Source organism: Caballeronia sp. INML2, assembly GCF_023631365.1.
In the GTDB taxonomy this organism is placed as follows: Bacteria; Pseudomonadota; Gammaproteobacteria; order Burkholderiales; family Burkholderiaceae; genus Caballeronia; species Caballeronia turbans.
On sequence record NZ_JALQDH010000042.1, the window covers coordinates 44,786 to 68,902 of the forward strand.

General features: G+C 63.2%; 23 protein-coding genes and 1 pseudogene. 19 read left to right on the plus strand and 5 right to left on the minus strand.

Going from position 1 to position 24,117, the window contains the following annotated elements; all coding sequences use genetic code 11:
- Positions 1 to 82: 82 nt before the first annotated feature.
- Genes NCT32_RS14320 through NCT32_RS14345 form a run of 6 tightly spaced genes read left to right on the plus strand, consistent with a single transcriptional unit; the run spans position 83 to position 6,825 of the window.
- The gene (locus NCT32_RS14320; protein WP_061120825.1) at positions 83 to 1,102 is read left to right on the plus strand and encodes a LacI family DNA-binding transcriptional regulator; all 1,020 of its coding nucleotides are present in this window, start codon (positions 83 to 85) and stop codon (positions 1,100 to 1,102) included.
- Between the two features lie 2 nt (positions 1,103 to 1,104).
- Complete coding sequence (locus NCT32_RS14325) at positions 1,105 to 2,592, plus strand: sugar ABC transporter ATP-binding protein (RefSeq protein WP_061120826.1); 1,488 nt, start codon at positions 1,105 to 1,107, stop codon at positions 2,590 to 2,592.
- Entirely contained in the window at positions 2,573 to 3,589 is a 1,017-nt protein-coding gene (locus NCT32_RS14330; RefSeq protein WP_061120827.1) for an ABC transporter permease, read from the plus strand. Before NCT32_RS14325 ends, NCT32_RS14330 begins: the two co-directional genes overlap by 20 nt.
- Positions 3,590 to 3,621: 32 nt before the next feature.
- Positions 3,622 to 4,587, plus strand: a complete 966-nt coding sequence (locus NCT32_RS14335; RefSeq protein WP_250490419.1) for a substrate-binding domain-containing protein — start codon at positions 3,622 to 3,624, stop codon at positions 4,585 to 4,587.
- Between the two features lie 46 nt (positions 4,588 to 4,633).
- Positions 4,634 to 5,707 carry a sugar phosphate isomerase/epimerase gene (locus tag NCT32_RS14340; RefSeq protein WP_061120829.1) on the plus strand — a complete coding sequence of 358 codons (1,074 nt, stop codon included), beginning with the start codon at positions 4,634 to 4,636 and terminating at the stop codon, positions 5,705 to 5,707.
- The gene (locus tag NCT32_RS14345; protein ID WP_250490420.1) at positions 5,704 to 6,825 is read left to right on the plus strand and encodes a Gfo/Idh/MocA family protein; all 1,122 of its coding nucleotides are present in this window, start codon (positions 5,704 to 5,706) and stop codon (positions 6,823 to 6,825) included. Before NCT32_RS14340 ends, NCT32_RS14345 begins: the two co-directional genes overlap by 4 nt.
- A gap of 124 nt (positions 6,826 to 6,949) precedes the next feature.
- Here the strand turns inward: NCT32_RS14345 and NCT32_RS14350 are convergent, their stop codons facing one another.
- The 3 genes and pseudogenes from NCT32_RS14350 to gndA all read right to left on the minus strand — a co-directional run bounded on the left by NCT32_RS14350 (position 6,950) and on the right by gndA (position 9,076).
- The gene (locus NCT32_RS14350; RefSeq protein ID WP_250477265.1) at positions 6,950 to 7,195 is read right to left on the minus strand and encodes a DUF1493 family protein; all 246 of its coding nucleotides are present in this window, start codon (positions 7,193 to 7,195) and stop codon (positions 6,950 to 6,952) included.
- A pseudogene (locus NCT32_RS37590) lies at positions 7,196 to 7,558 on the minus strand (STM2901 family protein). It abuts the gene before it with no gap.
- Between the two features lie 111 nt (positions 7,559 to 7,669).
- The gene (gene gndA / locus NCT32_RS14355; RefSeq protein WP_061120831.1) at positions 7,670 to 9,076 is read right to left on the minus strand and encodes an NADP-dependent phosphogluconate dehydrogenase; all 1,407 of its coding nucleotides are present in this window, start codon (positions 9,074 to 9,076) and stop codon (positions 7,670 to 7,672) included.
- A 281-nt stretch (positions 9,077 to 9,357) separates the two neighbouring features.
- Between gndA and NCT32_RS14360 the strand changes: the two genes are divergently transcribed.
- The 13 genes from NCT32_RS14360 to NCT32_RS14420 all read left to right on the plus strand — a co-directional run bounded on the left by NCT32_RS14360 (position 9,358) and on the right by NCT32_RS14420 (position 21,326).
- Positions 9,358 to 9,699, plus strand: coding sequence for a hypothetical protein (locus tag NCT32_RS14360; protein ID WP_061120860.1), 342 nt, complete (start codon positions 9,358 to 9,360; stop codon positions 9,697 to 9,699).
- Positions 9,700 to 9,729: 30 nt separating this feature from the next.
- A complete protein-coding gene (gene panE / locus NCT32_RS14365; RefSeq protein WP_061120832.1) occupies positions 9,730 to 10,665 on the plus strand; it encodes a 2-dehydropantoate 2-reductase in 936 nt (311 codons plus the stop codon).
- Positions 10,666 to 11,085: 420 nt separating this feature from the next.
- The gene (locus NCT32_RS14370; RefSeq protein ID WP_143756420.1) at positions 11,086 to 11,436 is read left to right on the plus strand and encodes a hypothetical protein; all 351 of its coding nucleotides are present in this window, start codon (positions 11,086 to 11,088) and stop codon (positions 11,434 to 11,436) included.
- A gap of 70 nt (positions 11,437 to 11,506) precedes the next feature.
- Entirely contained in the window at positions 11,507 to 12,067 is a 561-nt protein-coding gene (locus tag NCT32_RS14375) for a hypothetical protein (protein WP_061120834.1), read from the plus strand.
- 89 nt (positions 12,068 to 12,156) lie between these two features.
- Positions 12,157 to 12,495 (plus strand): thioredoxin family protein, encoded by a 339-nt coding sequence (locus NCT32_RS14380; protein WP_061120835.1) that lies wholly within the window; start codon positions 12,157 to 12,159, stop codon positions 12,493 to 12,495.
- Between the two features lie 86 nt (positions 12,496 to 12,581).
- Entirely contained in the window at positions 12,582 to 13,286 is a 705-nt protein-coding gene (locus tag NCT32_RS14385) for a FadR/GntR family transcriptional regulator (protein ID WP_061120836.1), read from the plus strand.
- Positions 13,287 to 13,307: 21 nt separating this feature from the next.
- Complete coding sequence (gene ltnD / locus NCT32_RS14390; RefSeq protein WP_061120837.1) at positions 13,308 to 14,204, plus strand: L-threonate dehydrogenase; 897 nt, start codon at positions 13,308 to 13,310, stop codon at positions 14,202 to 14,204.
- Entirely contained in the window at positions 14,201 to 15,478 is a 1,278-nt protein-coding gene (otnK, locus tag NCT32_RS14395) for a 3-oxo-tetronate kinase (protein WP_061120838.1), read from the plus strand. The genes ltnD and otnK overlap by 4 nt, the downstream gene beginning before the upstream one ends.
- A complete protein-coding gene (locus NCT32_RS14400) occupies positions 15,478 to 16,119 on the plus strand; it encodes an aldolase (protein ID WP_061120839.1) in 642 nt (213 codons plus the stop codon). Before otnK ends, NCT32_RS14400 begins: the two co-directional genes overlap by 1 nt.
- A 269-nt stretch (positions 16,120 to 16,388) precedes the next feature.
- Entirely contained in the window at positions 16,389 to 17,177 is a 789-nt protein-coding gene (otnI, locus tag NCT32_RS14405) for a 2-oxo-tetronate isomerase (RefSeq protein ID WP_250477266.1), read from the plus strand.
- A gap of 16 nt (positions 17,178 to 17,193) precedes the next feature.
- Positions 17,194 to 18,159 carry a D-erythronate dehydrogenase gene (gene denD, locus NCT32_RS14410; protein ID WP_061120841.1) on the plus strand — a complete coding sequence of 322 codons (966 nt, stop codon included), beginning with the start codon at positions 17,194 to 17,196 and terminating at the stop codon, positions 18,157 to 18,159.
- 282 nt (positions 18,160 to 18,441) lie between these two features.
- Positions 18,442 to 19,536 (plus strand): DedA family protein/thiosulfate sulfurtransferase GlpE, encoded by a 1,095-nt coding sequence (locus NCT32_RS14415; protein WP_409219286.1) that lies wholly within the window; start codon positions 18,442 to 18,444, stop codon positions 19,534 to 19,536.
- The gene (locus tag NCT32_RS14420) at positions 19,533 to 21,326 is read left to right on the plus strand and encodes an FAD-dependent oxidoreductase (protein ID WP_061120843.1); all 1,794 of its coding nucleotides are present in this window, start codon (positions 19,533 to 19,535) and stop codon (positions 21,324 to 21,326) included. The genes NCT32_RS14415 and NCT32_RS14420 overlap by 4 nt, the downstream gene beginning before the upstream one ends.
- Before the next feature lie 669 nt (positions 21,327 to 21,995).
- On the opposite strand, the gene NCT32_RS14425 is transcribed toward NCT32_RS14420, so the two are convergent.
- Together NCT32_RS14425 and NCT32_RS14430 are read right to left on the minus strand one after the other, a co-directional pair.
- Positions 21,996 to 23,390 (minus strand): heavy metal sensor histidine kinase, encoded by a 1,395-nt coding sequence (locus tag NCT32_RS14425; RefSeq protein WP_061120844.1) that lies wholly within the window; start codon positions 23,388 to 23,390, stop codon positions 21,996 to 21,998.
- Positions 23,387 to 24,058, minus strand: a complete 672-nt coding sequence (locus NCT32_RS14430) for a heavy metal response regulator transcription factor (RefSeq protein ID WP_061120845.1) — start codon at positions 24,056 to 24,058, stop codon at positions 23,387 to 23,389. The genes NCT32_RS14425 and NCT32_RS14430 overlap by 4 nt, the downstream gene beginning before the upstream one ends.
- Positions 24,059 to 24,117 lie beyond the last annotated feature (59 nt).

Sequence of the window (24,117 nt, forward strand, 5' to 3'; positions counted from 1 at the left end):
CTAGTCGATTGCTGTTGCCATTGCGCTCGTACGATCAAATAATGTAATCCATTACATCTCGATCGCCGCGAGCGACGCCGCAATGTCAGATACGGTTCGTCCACGTGAGGAAGTATCGATTGCCGACGTCGCCGAGCGCGCGGGCGTGTCGGTGGCCACCGTTTCGCGCGTGCTTAACGGCCACACGAACGTTCGCGAGGCGACGCGAGAAAAAGTCCGCGAAGCGGTCGCGCTGAGCGGCTATCGCATCAACGAGCTCGCGCGCAATCTGCGCACGGCGGAAAGCCGCCTGCTGCTCACGATGGTCCCCGACTTCGGCAACCCGTTCTATGCGGCGATCGTGCGCGGCATCGACAGCGTCGCGCGCCAGAACGGCTACTTCATGCTGCTGTGCGACACCGGTGCGGACCCGCTACGCGAGCGCAGCTATTTCGATCTTCTGCGCGGACGCCGCGCCGATGGCGCGATCTGCCTCGATCCTGCCGCCGTGCAAAAGGCGCTCGCCGAAGAAGCGTCGGCGCTGCCGTGGGTCGCGTGCTGCGAGTTCGATCCGGCGGCGGGCGTGCCGTATGTCGGCATCGACAATCATCTCGCGGCAGGCGACGTCGTGCGCTATCTGACGGCCAAGGGTCATCGGCGCATCGCGCTCATCAACTCGGGACAGGGCTATCTGTACGGGCGTCAACGCCTCGCGGGTTATCGCGACGCGCTGAAGGACGCGGGCATCGAGCCGCGTGCGGAGTGGCTGATCGAGCTCGACAGTCTCGACTACGACGCCGGCGAACGCGCGGCCGTGCAACTGGCTTCACTCGGCGATGCAAGGCCGACCGCCGCCTTCGCCGTCTCCGATACGCTCGCCATCGGCGTGATGAACGGCTTTCGCGGCGTGGGGCTCGCGGTGCCGGACGATGTCGCGGTCGTGGGCTTCGACGATATCGCCGTCGCCGCGCATGTCTATCCGCCCCTGACGACCGTGTCGCAACCGATGCAACTGCTCGGCGAAACCGCCGCTGAACTCTTGCTCAAGCGCCTGCGCGATCCGCGCGCCGAAGTGCCGGGCGTGCTGCTGCCGCATCGGCTGATTCAAAGAAGGAGCGCGTGACGATGAGCCTCGCCGTGCGCTTTCAGGGCATCGAAAAACAGTTCGGGCCGGTGCGCGTGCTGCACGGCGTCACCTTCGATATCGCGCCGGGGCGCATCCATGGATTGCTCGGCGAAAACGGCGCGGGCAAATCCACGCTGATGAAGATCCTCGCGGGCTACGAGCGCGCGAACGCGGGCGAGCTGTATATCGACGAACGCGTGCGCGACTTCGCGAGTTCACGCGAGGCCGAACACGCGGGGATCGTGCTGATTCACCAGGAACTCAATCTCGCGGATCATTTGAGCATCACGCAGAACATGTTCCTCGGCCACGAGCTGAAGAAAGGCCTTTTCCTCGACGAACCGGCGATGCGCGAAGCCGCGCGTGCGCGACTGAACGACGTCGGCCTGCACAAGAATCCGGATACGAAGGTGCGCGACCTGATCGTCGCGGAGAAGCAGCTCGTCGAGATCGCGAAGGCGATGCTGCGCGACGCGCGGCTGCTCATCATGGACGAGCCGACCGCGACGCTGACGCCATCGGAGACACAGCGTCTGTTCAGCCTCATGGCGCGCCTGAAGGATGCGGGCACGACCATCGTGTATATCTCGCACAAGCTCGACGAAGTGGAGCGCGTGACCGACGAAGTGATCGTGATGCGCGACGGCCGCTTCGTCGCGCGCGCGCCGACCGAGGAGCTCACGCGCCAGCAGATGGCCAATCTGATGGTCGGCCGCGAAGTCTCCGACATGTTTCCCGACAAGCCACCGCTGACCGACGACGCGCCGGTCGCATTCGAGGTCGAAGGCGCATCGGTTCCGGGCTGGGCGAACGGCATCGGCTTTTCGGTGCGCAAAGGCGAAGTGTTCGGCTTCGCGGGACTCGTCGGCGCGGGACGAACGGAGTTGTTCGAGGCACTCGTCGGCTTGCGGCCGTTGAGCGCGGGACACGTCGTGATCGACGGCAAGACCGTCAGCCTGACGAGCCCGCGCGAAGCGATGAAGCAGGGCCTCACGTACCTGAGCGAGGATAGAAAAGGACGCGGACTGCACGTCGACATGGCGCTCAAGGACAACCTGACGATGATGACGCTGGAGCGCTATGCGCATCCGTTCATCGACATGCACGCCGAACGCGACGCGTTGAAGAAAGCCGTGAACGATTTCGGCATTCGCACGGGGAACACGTCGATTCGCGCGCGCATGCTGTCGGGCGGCAACCAGCAGAAGCTCGCGCTCGCGAAGTTCCTGAATCCCGATCCGCGCGTGATCGTGCTCGACGAACCGACACGCGGCGTGGATGTCGGCGCCAAGCGCGACATCTATTTCCTGATTCACCGGCTGGCCGCCGAGGGCCGCGCGGTGATCGTGATTTCATCCGAGCTGATCGAGCTGATCGGCTTGTGTCATCGCGTCGCGGTGATGCGCGCGGGCGAGCTCGTCGCGACGCTCGGCATGGATCTTTTGACCGAAGAGAGGTTGATCGCGCATGCGACCGGCACACACTGAAGACATCGACAGCGAGAGCCGTCTTTCCGCCGCCGCGCGCTTTCTGTTCGGCGTCGGGCCGCTGATCGGGCTGATCGCGCTGTGCGTCGGCGGCACGTTGCTCAACGGCGACTTCGCCACCCTCGACAACGCGATGAACGTGCTCACGCGCACATCGTTCATCGGCATCATCGCGGTGGGCATGACCTTCGTGATCATCTCGGGCGGCATCGACCTGTCGGTCGGGTCGATGGCCGCGCTGATCGCGGGCAGCATGATCTACATGATGAACGCGCTCATGCAGGGCTTTCACGGGCACGCGGTGCCGCCGCTCTTGATCATCGCGCTCGGCGTCGTGCTCGCGCTCGTGCTGGGCGGGCTGTTCGGCTTCGCGCACGGCGTGCTGGTGACGAAGGGGCGCATCGAGCCGTTCATTGTCACGCTCGGCACGCTCGGCATTTTTCGCGCGCTGCTCACATGGCTCGCGGACGGCGGCGCGCTCACGCTGGACAACTCGCTCGTCGATCTCTACGGGCCGGTCTATTACGCGAGCCTCTTCGGTGTGCCGGTGCCGATATGGATCTTCCTGATCGTCGCGGCGGGCGGCGCCGTCGTGCTCAATCGGACGGTGTATGGACGGCATGTGCAGGCGATCGGTTCGAGCGAGCAGGTCGCGCGTTATGCGGCCATTCGCGTGGATCGCGTGAAGATCGTCACCTATGTGCTGCTCGGCTTGTGCGTTGCCGTCGCGACGATTCTGTACGTGCCGCGCCTCGGCTCCGCCACGCCGACGACGGGCCTCCTCTGGGAGCTCGAAGCGATCGCGTCCGTCGTGGTCGGCGGCACTGCGCTGAAAGGCGGCGAAGGGCGCGTGATCGGCACCGTCATCGGCGCGATTCTGCTTTCGGTCATCAACAACATCCTGAACCTGACGAGCATCATCAGCGTGTATCTGAACGCGGCGGTGCAGGGCGCCGTGATCATCCTCGTAGCATTTTTGCAGCGCGGTCGTCGTTAGCCGGAATATCCACAAGACAAGGAGACTTCGTCATGAAGAACATGCTTCGCGCGCTCGGCGCGCTCACGCTTGCGGCGAGTGCGTTCGCCGCCTCATTGCCGTGCGCTCACGCCGCCGACAAGGTCGTGCTCGGTGTCGCCATTCCGACCGCGGATCACGGCTTCACGGGCGGCATCGTGTGGTGGGCCAACGAAGCGAAGAAGGAGCTGGAAAAGGCGCACCCGGACCTGAAGGTCATCGTGAAGACCGCCGGCACCGCGCCCGAGCAGGCGAACCAGTTGCAGGACCTCGTGACCGTCAACAAGATCAATGCGCTCGTGATTTTCCCGCAGGAATCGGCTTCGCTCACGCAACCTGTCGCGCAGGTGAAGAAGAAGGGCGTCTATGTGACGGTGGTCGATCGCGGTCTCACCGACCCCAGCGCGCAGGATGCCTATGTCGCCGGCGACAACACCGCATTCGGCAAGATTCCCGCGGAATACATCGCGAAGACGCTGAACGGCAAGGGCGACATCGTCGCGCTGCGCGGCATTCCGACGACCCTCGACAACGAGCGCTGGACCGCGTTCGAAGGTGTGATCAAGCAGCATCCGGACATGAAGATTCTCGACGCCAAGTACGCGAACTGGAACCGCGACGATGCCTTCAAGGTGATGCAGGACTATCTCACGCGCTTCAAGCACATCGACGCCGTCTGGGCCGCCGACGACGACATGATGGTCGGCGTGCTGAAGGCGATCGATCAGGCGAAGCGCACGGACGTCAAGATCGTTTTCGGCGGCGCCGGATCGAAGGAAGCCGTGAAGCGCATCATGGACGGCGACAAGCGCGTGCAGGCCGACGTGTCGTACTCGCCGAAGTTCATCTATGACGCGATCAAGCTGACCGCCGAGGCGCGCCTCAAGGGCGACAAGCTGCCGCCGACGACCATCATCCCGTCGGTGCTCATCACGAAGGACAACGCCAAGCAGTTCTCTTTCCCGAACTCGCCGTTCTGATGTGCGAAGGCCGTTCACCCGGCCTTCTTTCTCCTAGAGGCGAAAGATGAAGACCATCAAAGGGCCGGCGATATTTCTCGCGCAGTTCATGGGCGAAGAGCCGCCGTTCGATACGTTGGAGAACCTCGCGTCGTGGGCGGCTTCGCTCGGTTATCAAGGCATCCAGGTGCCCGCCGATCCGCGCCTGATCGATCTGGAAAAAGCCGCCTCGAGCGATGCCTATTGCGACGACATCCGCCGCACGGTGGACGATGCGGGCGTGGCGATCACCGAATTGTCCACGCATCTGCAAGGCCAGTTGGTCGCGGTGCATCCGGCGTACGACACGCTGTTCGACGGGTTCGCCGCACCGCACGTGCGGGGCAATCCGGCGGCGCGCACGCAATGGGCGATATCGCAATTGAAGCTCGCGGCGGCGGCGTCGAAGCGTCTTGGCCTGAGCGCGCACGTGACGTTTTCGGGCGCGCTCGCGTGGCCCTATGTCTATCCGTGGCCGCAGCGTCCGGCGGGTCTCGTCGAAGCCGCGTTCGAGGAACTCGCGAAACGGTGGCGCCCGATTCTCGACGAGTTCGATCGCGCGGGCATCGACGTGTGCTACGAACTGCATCCGGGCGAGGACTTGCACGACGGCGTCACGTTCGAGCGCTTTCTCGCGGCGGTGGACGATCATCCGCGCGCCAACATCCTGTTCGATCCGAGTCACTTCGTGCTGCAGCAACTCGATTACCTCGCGTTCATCGACATCTATCACGCGCGCATCAAGGCATTTCATGTGAAGGACGCGGAGTTCCGGCCGAATGGAAAGCAGGGCGTGTACGGTGGCTATTCGGGATGGACCGATCGCGCGGGACGTTTCCGTTCGCTGGGCGATGGCCAGATCGACTTCAAGGCAATCTTCTCGAAGATGGCGCAATACGATTTTCCCGGCTGGGCCGTGCTCGAGTGGGAATGCGCGTTGAAGCATCCGGAAGACGGCGCGCGCGAGGGCGCCGTGTTCATTCGAGATCACATCATCCGCGTGGCCGAGCGTGCATTCGATGACTTCGCGGGCAGCGGCGCGAGCCGCGAGCAGATGCGCGGTGTGCTCGGGATCGGAGACCAGGCGGGAGAGACGCGATGAACCGCGTGCGGCTGGGCATGGTCGGCGGCGGCGAGGGCGCGTTCATCGGCGCGGTGCATCGCATCGCGGCGCGGCTCGATGATCGCTATGAACTCGTCGCGGGCGCGTTGTCGTCGGATGCGCGGCGTGCGGCGTCGAGTGCGGCGGCGATCGGGCTTGCGCGCAGTTACGACGATTATCGCGAGATGGCGCGCGTCGAGGCGGGGCGCTCGGACGGCATCGAGGCGGTGGCGATCGTCACGCCGAATCATCTGCATGCGCCGATCGCGACGGCGTTTCTCGAAGCGGGCATTCACGTGATTTGCGACAAGCCGCTCGCAGTATCGCTCGATGAAGGCGAGGCGCTCGCGAAACTCGCGCGCGAGAAGGATCGCGTGTTCGCGGTGACTTATACCTATACGGGCTATCCGCTGGTGCGTCATGCGCGCGGAATGGTTCGACGCGGCCTGCTCGGCGATATTCGCGTCGTGCAGGTGGAGTATGCGCAGGACTGGCTTTCGCTGCCCGTCGAGACGCAGGCGAACCGCCAGGCGGTGTGGCGCACCGATCCTGCGCTGGCGGGTCCGGCGGGTTGTCTCGGCGATATCGGCACGCACGCGTATCAGCTCGCGGACTACGTGACGGGCATGCGGCCGGCGGAGTTGTCGGCGGAGGTGACGACATTCGTGCCGAATCGCCGTGTGGACGATCACGTGCAGGCGATGTTCCGATATACCGGCGGCGCACGCGGAATGTTGTGGGCGAGCCAGATTGCGGCGGGCGAGGAGAACGCGCTGCGTTTGCGTGTGTATGGGACGAAGGCGGGCATCGCATTCGATCAGCAGAAGCCGAATGAGTTGTGGTTCACGACTATCGGCGGCGCGTCGGAACGGATCACGCGTGGCCGCGTGCAAAGCCCCGAAGCGCAGCATGCGACGCGCGTGCCGGCGGGGCATCCCGAAGGGTATCTGGAAGCGTTCGCGCAGCTTTATACGGATGCGGCGGCGTGCATCGCGAGCGGAACTACGCAAGGGGATGACTGGCTTACGACGGTCGAGGACGGCGTCGCGGGATTGAGGTTCGTGGATGCGGTGTTGAGAAGCAGCGAGAGGAATGCTGGATGGGTGACGCTTGCTTGATTCGGATGCTTTAGTCGATCACCCATTTTCCCCGAATCATCGCTTCCTCCAGCATGCCGAGTGTGAGCTGCCATCCGCCGAGCGTTTCTCGAGCCTCGAGGCTGAAGGGGGACTTGAGTACTGTTCAGAAAAACGCCGGCTTGCTCAACTGAATGAAGGGGTAATAGTGGCCAAGCTGGAATTCGCTCATGTCGACGTCGAATTTCGTTCCCCACTCGCTGAGCAACGCTGAAATCTCCGGTGGATTCAAGTCGAGGTCGTGATACAGATCGGTCTCGGGCGCGAGGCTGTTCTGTCCCAGGAACGGTTTGCCCAGCTTGGCTTCTATGAAGTCGACGAGCCGCTCCCACGCTTCCGGTCGAGCAATCATTTACAGCCGATCCTCGGGTTTCACGATACCGTTGTAAGACTGAACCGATCGAAACAGAATGGTCGATACATCGGTGGCGAGAAGCACCCAGCCGACGCCCGGAATCGCCCTTGCAACGAAGGCTCCCAGATTGCGAGTGAACTTGACGCGCAAAAGGATGTCACCGTCGGCAAAATTCTGTACTTGATGTCGAAGGGCAGCATCGTTCTGGAGACGATCGACGCAACTGACCCAGCAGGGTCATCGCGATGCTCGACAGATCGTCTATGCCGGTCTCTCTGTAAATCTCATCGATTGTGATAAGAAAAACAGCTCGGCGGGCTCTAAATCCGTATGCATGCCGTATTGGTAGCGCTGGCCCATGTTCGTCCGTGAATCATTCATAAGTCGGACGATATTAATTTGGTACATCCGAAAAAACGCGACTCCCGCAAGAGCCGCGTTTCTCAACTCAGAGCCGCAATCGTTACGGAATCACGCCCAATTCGCGTGAAAACTTCCCGCCTTGTCCACGCGTTCGAACGTATGCGCACCGAAGAAATCGCGCTGCGCCTGCACGAGATTCGCGGGCAGCCGCTCGGAGCGATACGCATCGAAATAGGCGATCGCCGATGAAAACGCGGGCACCGGAATGCCCGCCTTCACCGCCGCGACGACCACATCGCGCAATGCGTCCTGATACTTCGCGGCGATATCGCTGAAATACGGATCGAGCAGAAGGTTTGCGAGTTGCGGATTCTTCTCATACGCGTCGGTGATCTTCTGCAGGAAGCGCGCGCGGATGATGCAGCCCGCGCGGAAGATCTTCGCGATCTCGCCGTAATGCAGGTCCCATTTGTACTCTTCCGATGCGGCACGCAACTGCGCAAACCCTTGCGCATACGAAACGATCTTCGACAGATACAACGCGCGCCGCACCGACTCGACGAACGCCGCGCGATCGCCATCGAACTTCGGCGACGGGCCGCTCAAAACCTTGCTCGCCGCCACGCGCTGATCCTTCAGCGAAGACAGCACGCGCGCGAACACCGCTTCGGTGATCAACGGCAGCGGTGCGCCGAGATCGAGCGCATTCTGGCTCGTCCACTTGCCCGTGCCTTTTTGCGCGGCGCGATCGAGAATCACATCGACGAGATCCTTGCCGGTTTCCTCGTCCTTCTTCGAGAAGATCTTCGACGTGATCTCGATCAGGTAGCTGTCCAGCTCGCCCTGATTCCACTCGACGTAGACCTTGCCCAGTTCTTCGTTCGACAGACCGGCGACACGTTTGAGCACGTCATAGCTCTCGGCGATCAGTTGCATGTCGCCGTACTCGATGCCGTTGTGCACCATCTTCACGAAATGGCCCGCGCCGTCCGGACCCATGTAGGCGACACACGGCTCGCCGTCCGGCGCCTTCGCCGCGATCTCGGTGAGGATCGGTGCGACGAGTTCGTAGGCTTCTTTCTGTCCGCCCGGCATGATCGACGGGCCTTTCAGCGCGCCTTCCTCGCCGCCCGACACACCCGTGCCGATGAAATGCAGGCCCGACTTCGCGAGATCCTGATTGCGGCGGATGGTGTCGGTGAAATGCGTGTTGCCGCCGTCGATGAGAATGTCGCCCTTCTCGAGCAGCGGACGCAGCGAAGCGATGGTCTCGTCGGTGCCGGCACCCGCCTTCACCATCATCAGGATGCGGCGCGGCTTTTCGAGCGACTCGACGAACTCTTCGAGCGTGTAGGTCGGCACGAGCTTCTTGTCGGGATGTTCGGCAATCAGTTCGTCGGTTTTGGCGCGGCTGCGGTTGTAGACCGAAACGGCGTGACCGCGGCTCTCGATGTTCAAGGCCAGATTGCGGCCCATGACGGCGAGGCCCACCACGCCGATAGCTTGTTTGCTCATGCTTGATCTCCGGATAACCGAAGCGGACGCGGCTCGTGGCGCGGCTTCGGGATGAAAACGTGTCGATGGGAGCGGCGCTCGCGTGAGAGGTCGTCTCAGTCTTGATCGGCGGCTCGACGGGCGGTGCGGCGATCCGATCATCTTGCGCGAGCGCAGACCGCCCCGAATTTACCACTTCGAGCCGCATCCGGCAGGCCGCGCGCCGGACGATCGAGCGCGTTGCGTCACGCAGTCTTAGAATGAACGCCCGCAACGAGCACGCCGCGAAGGCCACCCGAGACATGCCGCCATCCCGGCGCGCGCGCAGCCATCATTACTCCGTCTATGTGATCGAACTGTCCGGCACGGTCTGGAACGAAGCGCGCTTTCGCCGCGCGAATCCGGACTACGTGACCGGCATGCCGTTCGTGTATGTGGGCATGACGGGCATCGATCCCGACGTGCGCTTCGACAAGCACAAGGCGGGCATCCAGTCGAACCGCTTCGTACGCGAGTTCGGGCTGCGGCTTCTGCCGCATCTGTACGACATGTACAACCCGATGCCCTACGACGGCGCGCGCGACATGGAAGTGGAACTGGCGATAGGTTTGCGGGAAGCGGGTTATGGCGTGTGGCAGGCGTAAAGCGGTGCATCAAACCATGAGGAGCGATACATGCGGATTCTGATAGTGGGCGCGGGGGCCATCGGCGGATATTTCGGCGCGCGGCTGCTCGATGCGGGCAGGGACGTGACCTTCCTCGTGCGCGAGCGGCGCGCCGAGCGGCTGCGGCAATGCGGCCTGAAAGTGAAGAGCCCGGAGGGCGATCTCGCGTTCGCCTGTCCGCCGATGGTGCTCGCAAAGGACATCGACCGGCCTTACGACCTCGTGTTGCTGAGCTGCAAGGCTTACGACCTGCGAGGCGCGATCGATTCCTTCGCGCCCGCGGTCGGCCCCGGCACCGCGATCCTGCCGCTTTTGAACGGCATGGGCCATCTCGATGCGCTCGATGCCCGCTTCGATCCGGCGAACGTGCTCGGCGGCCAATGCGTGATCGCCGCGACGCTCGACGCCGAGGGCGAGATCCTGCACCTGAACAAGATGCATTCGATGACCATCGGCGAACGCGCCGGCGGCCGCACAACGCGCATCGACGCGATCGCTGCACAACTCGGCGGCGCGGGCTTCGATCTGGACGTAAGCGGAAACATCCTGCAATCGATGTGGGACAAGTGGGTGTTCCTCGCGACGCTCGCGACGGGAACGTGCCTGATGCGCGCACCCATCGGCGATATTCTCGCGGCACCGGGCGGCGAAGCGCTGCTGTTCCAGCTCTTCGACGAATGCCGCGGCATCGCCGCCGACAACACGCACGCGCCGGGCGAGGCGGTCGTCGCGCGCGCCCGTGCGTTCTTCGCGGAACGCGGCTCGCTGATGACCGCGTCGATGCTGCGCGATCTGGAGAACGGCGCGCCGATCGAGGCGGATCACATCGTCGGGGATCTGCTGGCACGGCGGCGCACCGCTTTCAGCGGTGTGTCGGCGCTCGCGGTGGCTTATGCGCATCTGAAGGCCTACGAGGCACGGCGCGCTCGCATGTCCCGCGCCTGAGCATTACCTGCCACGATTCACGCGCCGCCGAAATGGCGGCGTTGGATTTTTATGTCAGTGACATCTCAAAAAATGACAATTACTAAATTGACTGACATAATTTTCGCTACTAGATTTTGCCTGCGACAAGTCGCGAATATCGGCGCTGATTAATCGTTTTCCTGACCGCATTAGTAATATTAAATAGCTTGTTTATGGCCACGCAACGCCTTTTGGCGATGCGCGCGGACTTTGTTCGCCGTTGAATTTTTACTGGTTGACGCGAATTTGTACGAAAACATGATTAAGAATTTACATACCAAGCGTGATATATGTCAATCAGCGTAAAACTGAGAAGAGCCTTTCAACGAACGATAATCGCCTTGTTCGCATAAACATCCATTTCCCTGAATGGCCAATTACATGTCAGGAGACGTTTAAATGAAAATCAGAAGTTCGCCTGTAATCCCATCGCTCATCTGCCCCGGGGTTCCCCTCGATGGCGCGCAGGCCGGCGTGGTCGTGCGTATCATCGACTCGGATGCGTCGGTGTATGCGAATTACCTCGTTCAGACGGCGGACGGCACGCAATACTGCGGGCAGATGGACGTCCGGCGCCGGCGCAATCGCGATGCGCTGCTGCGGCTCGCGCTGGAATCAGGACGCTCGGTCATGGTTATCGGCGGAATCAACAGTTATGTGAAGGCGGCGATGGTCGGCGCTCCCAGTCATGCGCTTTTTGAATCGACTGGTGGATCGAACCCAAACGACGCGCGTAGCGGGCGCCCGTAAAAAGTCACATGCCGCGTCGCTCCATTATCCAGAGGCGCGCGATTTTGGAATCATGAAAAAAGGATCACGAGTGAGAAACATTGATAGTTCCGTCAACCTCGGCCTTGTGCGAGGCGGCATTCCGCTCACGGGCGTCAAGGGTGGTTTTCTCACCCGCATAATCGATTCGAATGATCTCGAGAACGTTAATTTCGTCATTCGAACCGGAGAGGGCGCGTTATATTGTGGTCAACTGAATATCGTCACTCACGAAAATAGAAACAATCTCCTGATGATGGCGCTGGATTACGGTCTGCCCGTCACACTCTCGGGTGACGATTCGGGAAACATAACCGGCCTCGCCGTTGCGAAGAGTGATTCGCCGATTCCATCCCTGAATTCCGCGTTTCTAAAGTTGCAGGACACGCGTACCGGCACGGTGGTGAGAATCGTCGACAAGGATCCAGGTTCGGCGGTCACCTACGTGCTCCAGACGAGCGACGGCTCGCGATACTGCGCCCAGATGTGGCCCAACAGGGATAACTACGACAACCGAAACAGCCTTTTCATGATGGCGCTGCGGATGAACATTCCGGTCACGATAACGGGCGGCGCCAATCATGAGGTGACTGCGATCGCCGTCGGATCGTAATATCCCTGCTCCCGCGCCCGCTCGCTACGGCGGGTGGGCAAGTTTTCTGCTAGTTTCACCGAAATCACAAGGGAGCAAGGACGAGCGTCATGAGCATGAATATCGAATACGCGAAGACCGCGCCCGAGCGCGCCGAAATCGACGCGCTGAGCGGCCCGATGGTCGTCGAGTTCGGCACCGACTGGTGCGGCTTCTGCCGCGCCGCGCAGCCGCTCATCGCGCAGGCGTTCCAGGGTCATGGCGCGGTGAAGCATATGAAGATCGAAGACGGCAGCGGCCGACCGCTCGGCCGCTCGTTTCGCGTGAAGCTCTGGCCGACGCTCGTCTTCATGCTCGGCGGCAAGGAAGTCGCGCGCCTCGTGCGCCCCGGCGACGTCTCCGAAATACGCGACGCGCTCGCGCTCATCGACGAACCGCTCGCGCAATAGCGTTCCTCCGAGGGTTATTCCTCGGTCAACGCCGCTCCCGAAACTTGTATGATGACCCGATGACTTTACGCGTTCCATCGAGTCGCATGTTCGAGAAGATCCCGCCGCGCGCCCTGTCGGACACGGTCGCGCAGAAATTGCAGAAGCTCATCGAGACCGGCAGCTTCGCCACGACCGGCAAGCTGCCGACCGAAGCCGTGCTCGCGCAGGAATTCGGCGTGAGCCGCACCGTGATCCGCGAAGCCATCTCACGGCTGAAGAACGAAGGCATGGTCGAGCCGCGCCAGGGCAGCGGTGTGTTCATCGTGGAGCGGGCGGGCATCCGGCCGTTGCGCATCGATTACGCGCAGGCCGTCGAGCCGGGCGCGGTCGTCCAGATTCTCGCGCTGCGCCGGGCGATCGAGGCCGAAGTCGCGTCCGAGGCCGCGCTGCGCCGCACCGACGAGCACCTGGCCGCTATCGATGACGCCCTCGGGCGCATCGACGAAGCGGTTCGCGAAGGCAGGGACGGCGTCGCGGAAGACGTCGCGTTCCATCGCGAAATCGCGAACGCGACCGGCAACCCGTACTTCCTGAAAACCCTCACCTTTCTGAATCAGTATCTCGAAGCCGGCACGCTCGTCACGCGCGGCAACGAGGCGCTGCGCGAGGACTTCATGCGTCAGGTGCGCGAGGAGCACGCGGCGATCGTCGAGGCGATCCGCTCGCGCGATTCGGTCGCCGCGCGCAACGCCGCCCAGACCCATCTCATCAACGCCGCGCGCCGCCTGGCGGAAGCGGGCATCTGCTAATTCATCGGGAAGAGAAACGCTATGACGAGAAACGTGGGAGTCATCGGCCTGGGCGCAATGGGCATGGGCGTCGCGCGTTCGTTGCTGCGCGCGGGCTTCGCCGTCCATGCGTACGATGTGAAGAAGCCCGCGCTCGATGCGTTCGCGGCCGAAGGCGGCCTTGCGTGCGCGTCGCCGGCGGAACTGGGCGGCAAGTGCGAGGTCGTGCTGACGGTCGTCGTCAACGCGGCGCAGACGGAGGCTGTGCTGTTCGGTGAGAACGGTGCGCTCGAGGCGATGAAACCCGGCAGCGTCGTGCTCGCATGCGCGACGGTATCGCCGCAATTCGCCGCCGACCTCGGCCGGCGCATCGGGGAAAAAGGCGTGTTGCTGCTCGACGCGCCCCTGTCCGGCGGCGCGGCCAAGGCCAATTCCGGCGACATGACGATGATGACCTCCGGCCCGGCCGACGCCTACGCCGCGTGCGAAGACGTGCTCGGTGCGATTGCGGGCAAGGTCTATCGTCTCGGCGACGCGCACGGCGCGGGCTCGAAGGTGAAGATCATCAATCAACTGCTCGCGGGCGTGCATATCGCCGCGGCCGCCGAAGCGATGGCGCTCGGCCTGCGCGAAGGCGTCGATCCCGATGCGCTCTACGACGTCATCACGCACAGCGCCGGCAACTCGTGGATGTTCGAGAACCGCGTGCCGCACATTCTGGCGGGCGACTACACGCCGCTTTCCGCCGTCGATATTTTCGTGAAGGACCTCGGCCTCGTGCTCGATACGGCGCGCACGTCGAAATTCCCGCTGCCGCTCTCGGCGGCGGCGCACCAGATGTTCATGATGGCGTCCACCGCCGGCCACGGCGGCGAGGACGATTCCGCGGTCATCAAGATTTTTCCGGGCATCGACATCCCGAAGGGAGCGAAGGAATGACGCAGACGGCGCAGACACTGCTCGGCTGTATCGCCGACGATTTCACGGGGGCGACCGATCTCGCCAACATGCTCGTGCGCGGCGGCATGCGCACGGTGCAGACCATTGGCATTCCCGAAGCGGGCACGCTAATCGATGCGGACGCGATCGTCGTCGCGCTGAAATCGCGCACGATTCCCGCCGCCGAGGCCGTGCGCCAGTCGCTCGACGCGCTCGAATGGCTGCGCGCGCAGGGATGCCGCCAGTTCTTCTTCAAGTATTGCTCGACCTTCGATTCCACCGATAAGGGCAACATCGGCCCCGTTTCGGACGCGTTGCTCGATGCGCTGAAGGCAGATTTCACGATCGCCTGCCCCGCGTTTCCCGAGAACGGCCGCACGATCTTTCGCGGCAATCTGTTTGTCGGGGATGTGTTGCTGAACGAGTCGGGCATGGAGAATCATCCGCTCACGCCGATGACCGATCCGAACCTCGTGCGCGTCTTGCAGCGTCAGACGCAATCGAAAGTCGGGCTGATCCGCTACGACACGATCGCCAAGGGCGCGGACGCGATCCGGGCGCGCATCGACGAGTTGAAGAAAGACGGCGTGCGCCTCGCCATCGCCGATGCCATATCCGACGCCGATCTCTACACGCTGGGCGACGCGTGCCGCGAACTTGCGCTCATCACGGGCGGCTCGGGCATCGCGCTCGGGCTTCCGCAAAACTTCCGCGCCGCGAACCTGCTCGCGCATGCGGAACATGCCGCCGATCTGCCGAAAATCGAAGGCAAGTCGGTGGTGCTGGCGGGCAGCGCATCGAAGGCGACGAACGCGCAGGTCGCGCACTGGCGCGAGTCGAAGCCGGGTTTCCGTATCGATCCGCTGGCGCTGTCGCGCGGCGAGCCGGTCGTGCAAAACGCTGTCGAATTCGCGCGCACGCACAACGAGCCTGTGCTCATTTACGCGACTTCGTCGCCCGATGAAGTAAAGGCGGTGCAGAAGGAACTGGGCGTCGAGAAGGCGGGGCAACTGGTCGAAGACGCGCTCGCGTCCATCGCGCGCACGCTGCGCGACGAAGGCTGCGTCAAGTTCGTCGTGGCGGGCGGCGAGACCTCGGGCGCGGTCGTGCAGGCGCTCGATGTGCGCACGCTGCGCATCGGGCCGCAGATCGATCCGGGCGTGCCGGCGACGCAGTCGATCGGCGCGAATGCCGATGAATCGCTGGCCCTCGCGCTCAAGTCCGGCAATTTCGGCGCGACCGATTTCTTCGAGAAGGCGTTGAAGGCACTGTGATGGCATCGAACGAACATTCCATTCGCGAAGAGATCTGCGTCACCGGCAAGAGCCTGTACGAGCGGCGCTATACGGTCGGCAGTGCGGGCAACATCAGCGCGCGGCTCGATGACGGCTGGCTCATCACGCCGACGGATGCGTGCCTTGGCCGCCTCGATCCAAACGACATCGCGAAGGTCGATCTTCAGGGCAATCACGTGTCGGGCGGACGGCCGTCGAAGACGCTCGCGCTGCATCGACGCATCTACGAGAGCAATGCGGATGCGCGCGGCGTGGTGCATACGCATTCGACGCATCTCGTGGCGCTGACGCTGGCGGGCGTCTGGAAGAAGGAAGATGTCCTGCCGCCGATCACGCCGTACTACGTGATGAAGGTGGGCCACGTGCCACTGATCGAATATCGCCGTCCGGGCGATGCGGCCGTGGCGGAGGAAGTGGCGGCGCTGGCGTCGAAGGTGCGCGCGGTGTTGCTGGAGCGCCTTGGGCCGGTGGTGTGGGAGAAATCGGTGTCGCACGCGAGTTACGCGCTGGAGGAGCTGGAGGAGACGGCGCGGCTGTATCTATCGACGATGCCGCGCCCCGAGCCGTTACCGGAAGCGGCGATCGAGGATTTGCGAGCGACATTCAACGCCCGATGGTAAAGAAATGCCGGTCGGCCGCGCAGCGGGCCGGAGCCGTGTGGTGCGGAACCAGTGAGTGAAGCGGAGCGAGGCGACAGACCGTGCGCGATCCAAGCCGGGTGAGTCTTATGAGGGCGACACTCAGGCCGCCCACGCTCACCTGGCAAGCACGGCCAACTTTGCAGCAGCAAAGAAAGTGACTGCCGCCCCAGACAGGGGCACAGCCAGCAGACCGACAAGAAATCAGGATTCCACGAGAGCCGAACCAGATCAAACCAGGAGCAACGCAAATGCCAAAATTCGCCGCAAACCTGACGATGATGTACACGGAGCACCCGTTCCTGGACCGTTTCGCCGCAGCATCGAAAGACGGCTTCAAGGCGGTTGAATTCCTGTTCCCGTACGAATTCGCAGCGAAGGACATCGAGCAACGCTTGAAGGACAACGGCCTGACGCAAGCGCTCTTCAACGCCCCGCCGGGCGACTGGGCGAAGGGCGAGCGCGGCATCGCGTCCTTGCCGGGCCGTGAAGAGGAATTCAGGCAGAGCGTGGCAAAAGGCCTCGAATACGCCGCCGTGCTGGGCAACAAAAAACTGCACGTGATGGCGGGCCTGATCGCGGCGGATCAGCCAAGAGAAAAACACCGCGCGGTGTATCTGAAGAATCTCGAATACGCGGCGAAGGAAGCGGAAAAGGCGGGCATCGGCATCGTGATCGAGCCGATCAACACGCGCGACATTCCCGGTTTCTTCCTGAACCGCCAGGACGACGCGCAAGCCATTTGCGACGAAATCGGCGCGCCTAACCTGCAAGTGCAGTTCGATATCTACCACTGCCAGATCGTCGAAGGCGATATCGAGATGAAGCTCAGACGCGACATGAAGCGCCCGAACGCGGGCATCGGCCACATTCAGATCGCGGGCGTGCCGCAGCGGCACGAGCCGAGCATCGGCGAACTCAATTATCCGTATCTGTTCGAGCTGATCGATTCGCTCGGCTACGAAGGCTGGATCGGCTGCGAATACAAGCCGAAGGCGGGCACGAGCGAAGGCCTCGGCTGGCTCAAACCTTATCTGTGAGAAAGGAAGCGATTACATGAAAATTCTCATCACCGGCGGCGCGGGCTTTCTTGGTCAGCGGCTCGCGAAGCGCCTTCTCGAGCGCAATGAACTCAACGGCAAGCCGGTCACGGAACTGGTGCTGCTCGACGTCGCGCGCCCGAACGACGAACGACTGCTCGCCGACCAACGCGTGCGCGCCGAAACCGGCGACATCTCCGATCCGGCCGTGCTGCAACGCCACATCGACACGCAGACCGAAGCCATCTTCCACCTTGCCGCGATCGTGAGCGGCCAGGCCGAAGCAGACTTCGATCTCGGCATGAAGATCAATCTCGACGCGTCGCGGGCGTTGCTCGAAGTGTGCCGCGCTGCGGGCCATAAGCCGCGCGTCGTGTTCACGAGTTCGGTCGCGGTGTATGGCGGCACGCTGCCCGATGTCGTGCAGGACGACACCGCGCTCAATCCGCAATCGTCGTACGGGACGCAGAAAGCGATCGCCGAGTTGCTGCTCTCCGACTACGCGCGGCGCGGTTTCGTCGATGGCCGCGTGCTGCGCCTGCCGACCATCAGCGTGCGGCCCGGCAAGCCGAACGCGGCGGCGTCGTCGTTTGCGAGCGGCATCATTCGCGAGCCGCTGAACGGCGAGCGCTCGACGTGTCCTGTCGATGGCGACACGCGCGTCTGGGTTCTGTCGCCGAAAAGCGCGATCGAAGCGCTGATCGCGGGCTGCGAGATCGATCGCGCGAAGCTCGGGCTCCGGCCGGTCATCAATCTGCCGGGCTTGTCGGTCAGCGTGAACGAGATGGTCGCGGCGCTGCGCGAAGTGGCGGGCGAGGAAGCGGTGCAGCGCATCGACTGGCAGCGCGACGAACGCATCGAGAAAATCGTCTGCAGCTGGCCCGGCGCGTGGAACCCGGCACGCGCGGAGCAACTCGGCCTCGTGGGCGACAAGAATTTCGCCGACGTGATCCGCGCCTATATCGCCGACGAACGCGGCTGAATCCCACTTCTTGCATCATCGATTCGTTCTGCACCGGGCGTCGCGCGCGCGATGCCCGCGTCCCCGCGCGCCTGTCATGCTTACATGCGCATTTCCGGGCTACACTTGTCTCTTAAATGTGACGAACGTCGGCCCGGCGCCGCGTGCACCGCGTTGAACCACGAGCGGCCGCAAGCTCGTATCTCTTTCGCTTTCGTGCTTCTTGCGCCTTCGCAACGCCGGCATCGCGGCGCGCGTCCCGTCGTCCCGTGACCACACCTTCCCGCGCGGGAGATTCCCATGTTGTTGCATCAGCTAGTCGATCGATTCGGCCCGGCGATCGTATTCATTAACGTAATGGGCTCGGCACTCGGGCTTCCGGTGCCCGCGATGCCGACGATGATCGTCGTCGGCGCCTCCATCGCGCTGATGGCCGTGAACGGCGGCGCGTTCTGGCCCGCGCTGCTCGGCGTGCTGTGCGTCGCGGTGGCGGGCGGCGTGCTCGGCGATCTCGTCTGGTTCCAGGGCGGGCGCAAGTACGGCGACAAGACGCTCAAGACCATCTGCAAGCTGTCCCTGTCGCGCGATACGTGCGTGAAGAAGACAGAACGTTTCTTCGGCCGCTGGGGCGTGCGGATTCTGCTCGTCGCGAAGTTCATCCCCGGTCTTTCGCTCGTGTCCGTGCCGCTCGCGGGCGCGATGGGCGTGAAGCTGCGCAGCTTCATCGCGCACGATGGCGCGGGCATCGCGCTGTGGGGCGCGGTCGGGCTGAGCGTCGGCGTCATCTTCGCGGCGCAGCTGGAAATGGTCTTCGCGATGATCTCGCAGCTCGGGCGACAGGCGGTGGCCGTCGTCGCGGTGCTGCTCGCGGTCTACGTCGCGTATCGCTGGTGGCGCCGCCGCGCGCTCATGGCGACGCTGGAAAAGGCGCGCATCAGCGTGGACGAGCTGTATGCGCTGATGAACGACGAGCCGCTGCCCGTGATCTTCGATATTCGCTCGCCGGAGAAGCGCATGCTCGATCCGGCCGCGATTCCCGGCTCTCTCTTCGCCGACGAGCGCGATCTCGCGAAGATCATCGAGAACTACGACAAGTCGCGCAAGGTCGTCATCTACTGCTCGTGTCCGAACGAAGTGTCGGCTGCGTGGATGGCCAAGACCATGCGCAACGCGGGCTTCCGGGACGTAGTGCCGCTCACGGGCGGACTGGACGCCTGGCGCCTCGCCGGTTTCGAGGTCGCGACGCTGACCGAGTTCGGCGAGCTCGCGGCGACCACACCGGAGGAGGTCGCGGAAATGGCGGCGATGTGCCCCTGGCCCGTGAAAGCGCCGGCGGCATCGCCCGCGGGCCCGGCATCCCTGCACGAAGCTGGTTTTCCACACGGAGATCGCGCATGAGCACAACGCCGTTCAACGAGCCTGGTCAAGGCATGCCGAATGTCGTCGCGTGGAGCGCACGCGAGCCGGTGCAGAATACCGATCCGAACGTCGTGCCGTCGCCGGCAGCCGCCGCCGCGTCCGACGACAGCGCGCCTTTCTCGCCGCTCGAAACGCGCGCGCACCAGATGTTTCCGCGCCTGACCGACAACGAGATCGAGCGCATGAGCCGCTTCGGGACTGCCGCGCACTGGCGTCAGGGCGAGTGGCTGTTCCGCATGGGCGAGACCGGGCGCGGCATGGTGGTCGTCCTGAAAGGGCTCGTGCGCGTGACGCGCCGCAACGCGCTCGGGCAGGAGCATCTCGTCGTCGAGCACGGGCCGGGGCATTTTCTGGCGGAAGTGGCGCAGCTTTCGGGCAAGCCGTGTCTCGTCGATGGCGTCGCCGCCGAGGACGTCGACGGCATCGTGATTCCGCCTGAGCGGCTGCGCGCGCTGCTCGTCGCCGAAGCGGAACTGGGCGAGCGCATCATGCGCGCGCTGATCCTGCGGCGCGTGGGGCTGATCGAAAAGGGCAGCGGCCCGGTGCTGCTCGGGCAGTCGGACGATGGCCATCTGGTCTCGCTGCAGGGCTTTCTGCGGCGCAACGGTTATCCGCACACGGTGATCGACGCGTGCACCGATCCCGATGCGATTTCGCTGCTCGAACGCATCTCGGCATCGACGTCCGACTTCCCGCTCGTCATCTGCCCGGACGGCACCGTGCTGCGCGCGCCCAGCGAGAATCAGATCGCGACGCAGCTCGGCTGGCTGCCCGAGTTCGATCCGGCGCATGTCTACGATGTCGCGATCGTCGGCGCGGGGCCGGCGGGTCTCGCGACGGCGGTGTATGCGGCGTCCGAAGGCTTGTCGGTGGCGGTGTTCGATTGCCGCGCGCCGGGCGGGCAGGCGGGTGCGAGCTCGCGCATCGAGAACTATCTCGGCTTTCCGACCGGGATCTCCGGCCAGGCGCTCGCCGGGCGCGCGTTCGTGCAGGCGCAGAAGTTCGGCGCGCATATCGCGATTCCGACCAAGATCAAGGCGCTGCATTGCGATTGCAATCCGATCCAGATCGAACTGGAGAACGGCGCGCGCGTGACGACGCAGACGGTGGTGATCGCATCGGGCGCGGCGTATCGGCGACCGGATATCGCCGGACTCGAGCGGTACGAGGGGCACGGCACGTATTACTGGGCGTCGCCGGTCGAGGCGAAGCTGTGCAAGAACTCGGAAGTGGTGCTCGTCGGCGGCGGCAATTCGGCGGGACAGGCCGTGGTGTATCTCGCGACGCACGCGAAGCATGTGCATGTGCTGATTCGCGGCGCGGGGCTATCGGCGAGCATGTCGCATTATCTGGTGGAGCGCATCGGCTCGTTGCCGAACGTCACGGTGCGCACGCATACGCAGATCACCTCGCTCGATGGCGATGGCCGCGCACTGACCGCCGTCAATTGCAGTACGCCGGATGGACCGCTCAAGATCGACTCGCGGCATCTGTTTCTCTTTACCGGCGCGGATCCGAATACCGACTGGTTGCGCAACTGCAATGTGAATGTCGATGGCAAGGGCTTCGTGCTCACTGGGCCCGAGGCCCACGACGGACGCACGCAAGGCGTGATGGCGCTGGAAACCAGCGTGCCGGGGGTGTTCGCCATCGGTGATGTGCGGTCGAATTCGACCAAGCGTGTTGCGGCTGCGGTGGGGGAGGGGGCGGCGGTGGTTGCCCAGATTCATGGGCTGCTCGCCAAGCGGGAGGCATTGGGGGTGGGGTGAGGTTTTTTTTTGCTTCGCTTTTGCTGGATCCCGTATTCGTGTTGGTCTATTAGCACTGCCCCTATGCGGGGCGGCAGTCACTTTCTTTGCAGCAGCAAAGAAAGTAACCAAAGAAAGCAGCTTGTTAGGCCCGCGGTCACACGCAGTTTGGCCATGCTTGCCATGTGATCGTGGGCTGCCTAAGTGTCGCCCTCACAAGACTAATCGGGCTTGGCTCGCGCACGGTCTGTCACCTCGCGCCGCACAGCGGAGCGGTTCAGCACTAAATGGCTCCGGCCTGCTTCGCGGCCGCTGGGTTCATCGGGTTTGCGCGCGCTTCGTCGCTAACGCTTCCATCGCACTGCAGGTGCGACAGGTTGGTTTCCCTGATAGACCCGTCGGCAGCGCGTAGCGCTTTGCCGAAGCTATTTGGTGCTGAACCAGCAAGTGGAGTGGTGCGATGAGACAGACCGTGCGCGAGCCAAGCGCGGTTGGGCCTATGAGGGCGACACTTAGGCAGCCCACGGTCACATGGCAAGCATGGTCAAACTGCGTGTGACCGCGGGCGTGTGGAGCTGCTTTCTTTGGTTACTTTCTTTGCAGCAGCAAAGAAAGTGACTGCCGCCCCGCACAGGGGCAGTGCTAATAAACCAACACCAATACGGGACCAGGCGAAAAGCAAAAACAAACTCAAGAAGGAAACAGCAAAGAAAACTCGATCCACTCATCACGAGTGCAGTCAGCGGTCACACTACCGCCGTGCAACCGCATGATCGCCTGAACGATCGACAACCCGAGCCCGCTCGATTCAGTGAACTCGCTACGCGCCGCATCGCCACGATAGAAGCGGTCAAAGAGCTTGCCAAGCTCCTCCCGCCCGATGCGCGGCCCGCGATTGCCCACCACGATGCGCGCACCCTGTTCGTCCGCGTGTCCACTCAGCCGCACCACGGTGCCCGGCGTCGCATAACGCACCGCATTCACAACCACATTGCCAATGGCCCTTCGGCACATGATTGCATTTGCAACCATTTCGCCGTCGGCGTCGATATCGAAGGTAATGCGGCGTTCTTCGGCGATGCCTTCGAAGTAAGCGCCGATGGTTTCGAGTTCCTCGCGGATATCGAGCCGTTCGCGCTCGATGCGCTGCCGCCCGTGATCCGCCTGCGCAAGAAACAGAATGTTCTGCGCGATACGCGCGAGCCGCTCCAGTTCCTCGAGATTCGATTCCAGCACGCCGCGATACTCAGCGACATTGCGCTCATGCGCGAGCGCAACCTGCGTTTCGCCGATCAACACGCCGATCGGCGTGCGCACCTCATGCGCGAGATCCGCGGAGAATTGCAGCAAGCGCTCATAGCCGTGTTCGAGACGATCGAGCATCGCGTTGAACGATGCCGCGAGGCTCTGCAACTCGGCGGGCGCGTGCGCAACATCGAGCCGCGCGGAAAGCCGGTTCGGCGTGATTTCCGCGGCCTTGTCGGCCATTGCCTTCAGCGGCATGAGTCCGCGGCTCGTGACCCAGTACGCGAGCAGAAGCGTCACGAGCACCGCGCCGATCACCGTGATCCACACGCGTTCCAGATACGCCGACAAGACGATCGCTTCCTGTGTCATCACGTGCGCCGCGATGATCTCCACCACTTCGCCGCTCTGGCCGATACGCGCCTGTGCGCCGACCCAGCGCATGCGCACGCCGTCCGCACGCGAGCCTTCGTAAAGATCGTCGAGCCCGATGGCCCGCGTCATCGGCACGATATGAAGCGGCGGCAACGGCATCTGTTCCGGATTCACGTTGATGAAAGGCGCCGAGCCTGCGCGCCGGAACAGGATGACGTCCTGCCGGTCGCCGAGCATCGTTTCGAAGAGCTTCGGCCGCGCTTCGATTTCATTGATCGTGTAGAGATCGTGCAGCAGCGAGCGGAAATGCTCGACGCGGGCGATCAACTGATAGTCCGCACGTGTGGACAGCGCGCGATTCGTCGCCTGATAGAGCGACGCGCCAACCATCCCGACCACGACGCACACAGTCACCGCAAAAGATAGCGCGATACGCAGCGCAAGTGAACGCGAAGGCCGGTTCAAGGATTCTCCCCGAACGAATAGCCGATGCTGCGCACCGTATGGATCAGCTTGAGATCGTACGGGTTGTCGATCTTCGCGCGCAGTCGCTTCACCGCGACATCGACGACGTTGGTATCGCTGTCGAAGTTCATGTCCCACACTTCCGATGCGATGAGCGTGCGCGACAGCGCCTCGCCCTGATGCTTGCAAAAGAGATGCAGGAGCGCGAACTCCTTGTTCGTGAGCGCGATGTCGATGCCCTTGCGCGTCACCTTGCGGCGCAGGACATCGACATGCAGATCCGCGATCTGAAACGTATCCGATTCGCGCATCACGCCGCGCCGTAATAGCGTGCGAATACGCAGCACGAGTTCAGTGAAGGAAAAAGGCTTGACGAGGTAATCGTCGGCGCCGAGTTCGAGTCCGTGAATGCGATCCGTCACGTGATCGCGCGCGGTCAGAAAAATGACAGGCAAGTCACGTTTCGCGCGCAATGCGGACATGACCTGCCAGCCGTCGATGCCGGGAAGCATCACATCGAGCACGATCAGCTCGTACGGATTCGCGAGGGCCTGATGCAATCCGTCCGTGCCGTTGCGCACGAGATCGACCTGATAGCCGGACTCGATGAGCCCTTTTTTCAGGTAGTCGCCGGTCTTGCGGTCGTCTTCGATAACGAGGATGGTCATGCTCGCGCTGCGTCGAATGGATTGCCGTCATTCTAGCCAGAGCACGTGCTGCCCTCGCC

Bases quoted from the DNA above. Each gene is read 5' to 3' on its own strand.
- NCT32_RS14430 (WP_061120845.1), bottom strand. From the start codon at position 24,058: ATGACCATCCTCGTTATCGAAGACGACCGCAAGACCGGCGACTACCTG.
- NCT32_RS14325 (WP_061120826.1), top strand. From the start codon at position 1,105: ATGAGCCTCGCCGTGCGCTTTCAGGGCATCGAAAAACAGTTCGGGCCG.
- NCT32_RS14345 (WP_250490420.1), top strand. From the start codon at position 5,704: ATGAACCGCGTGCGGCTGGGCATGGTCGGCGGCGGCGAGGGCGCGTTC.
- NCT32_RS14385 (WP_061120836.1), top strand. From the start codon at position 12,582: ATGTTCGAGAAGATCCCGCCGCGCGCCCTGTCGGACACGGTCGCGCAG.
- otnK (WP_061120838.1), top strand. From the start codon at position 14,201: ATGACGCAGACGGCGCAGACACTGCTCGGCTGTATCGCCGACGATTTC.
- NCT32_RS14380 (WP_061120835.1), top strand. From the start codon at position 12,157: ATGAGCATGAATATCGAATACGCGAAGACCGCGCCCGAGCGCGCCGAA.
- NCT32_RS14350 (WP_250477265.1), bottom strand. From the start codon at position 7,195: ATGATTGCTCGACCGGAAGCGTGGGAGCGGCTCGTCGACTTCATAGAA.
- NCT32_RS14370 (WP_143756420.1), top strand. From the start codon at position 11,086: ATGAAAATCAGAAGTTCGCCTGTAATCCCATCGCTCATCTGCCCCGGG.
- NCT32_RS14320 (WP_061120825.1), top strand. From the start codon at position 83: ATGTCAGATACGGTTCGTCCACGTGAGGAAGTATCGATTGCCGACGTC.
- NCT32_RS14360 (WP_061120860.1), top strand. From the start codon at position 9,358: ATGCCGCCATCCCGGCGCGCGCGCAGCCATCATTACTCCGTCTATGTG.
- panE (WP_061120832.1), top strand. From the start codon at position 9,730: ATGCGGATTCTGATAGTGGGCGCGGGGGCCATCGGCGGATATTTCGGC.
- NCT32_RS14420 (WP_061120843.1), top strand. From the start codon at position 19,533: ATGAGCACAACGCCGTTCAACGAGCCTGGTCAAGGCATGCCGAATGTC.
- NCT32_RS14330 (WP_061120827.1), top strand. From the start codon at position 2,573: ATGCGACCGGCACACACTGAAGACATCGACAGCGAGAGCCGTCTTTCC.
- NCT32_RS14400 (WP_061120839.1), top strand. From the start codon at position 15,478: ATGGCATCGAACGAACATTCCATTCGCGAAGAGATCTGCGTCACCGGC.
- gndA (WP_061120831.1), bottom strand. From the start codon at position 9,076: ATGAGCAAACAAGCTATCGGCGTGGTGGGCCTCGCCGTCATGGGCCGC.
- otnI (WP_250477266.1), top strand. From the start codon at position 16,389: ATGCCAAAATTCGCCGCAAACCTGACGATGATGTACACGGAGCACCCG.
- NCT32_RS14335 (WP_250490419.1), top strand. From the start codon at position 3,622: ATGAAGAACATGCTTCGCGCGCTCGGCGCGCTCACGCTTGCGGCGAGT.
- NCT32_RS14340 (WP_061120829.1), top strand. From the start codon at position 4,634: ATGAAGACCATCAAAGGGCCGGCGATATTTCTCGCGCAGTTCATGGGC.
- ltnD (WP_061120837.1), top strand. From the start codon at position 13,308: ATGACGAGAAACGTGGGAGTCATCGGCCTGGGCGCAATGGGCATGGGC.
- denD (WP_061120841.1), top strand. From the start codon at position 17,194: ATGAAAATTCTCATCACCGGCGGCGCGGGCTTTCTTGGTCAGCGGCTC.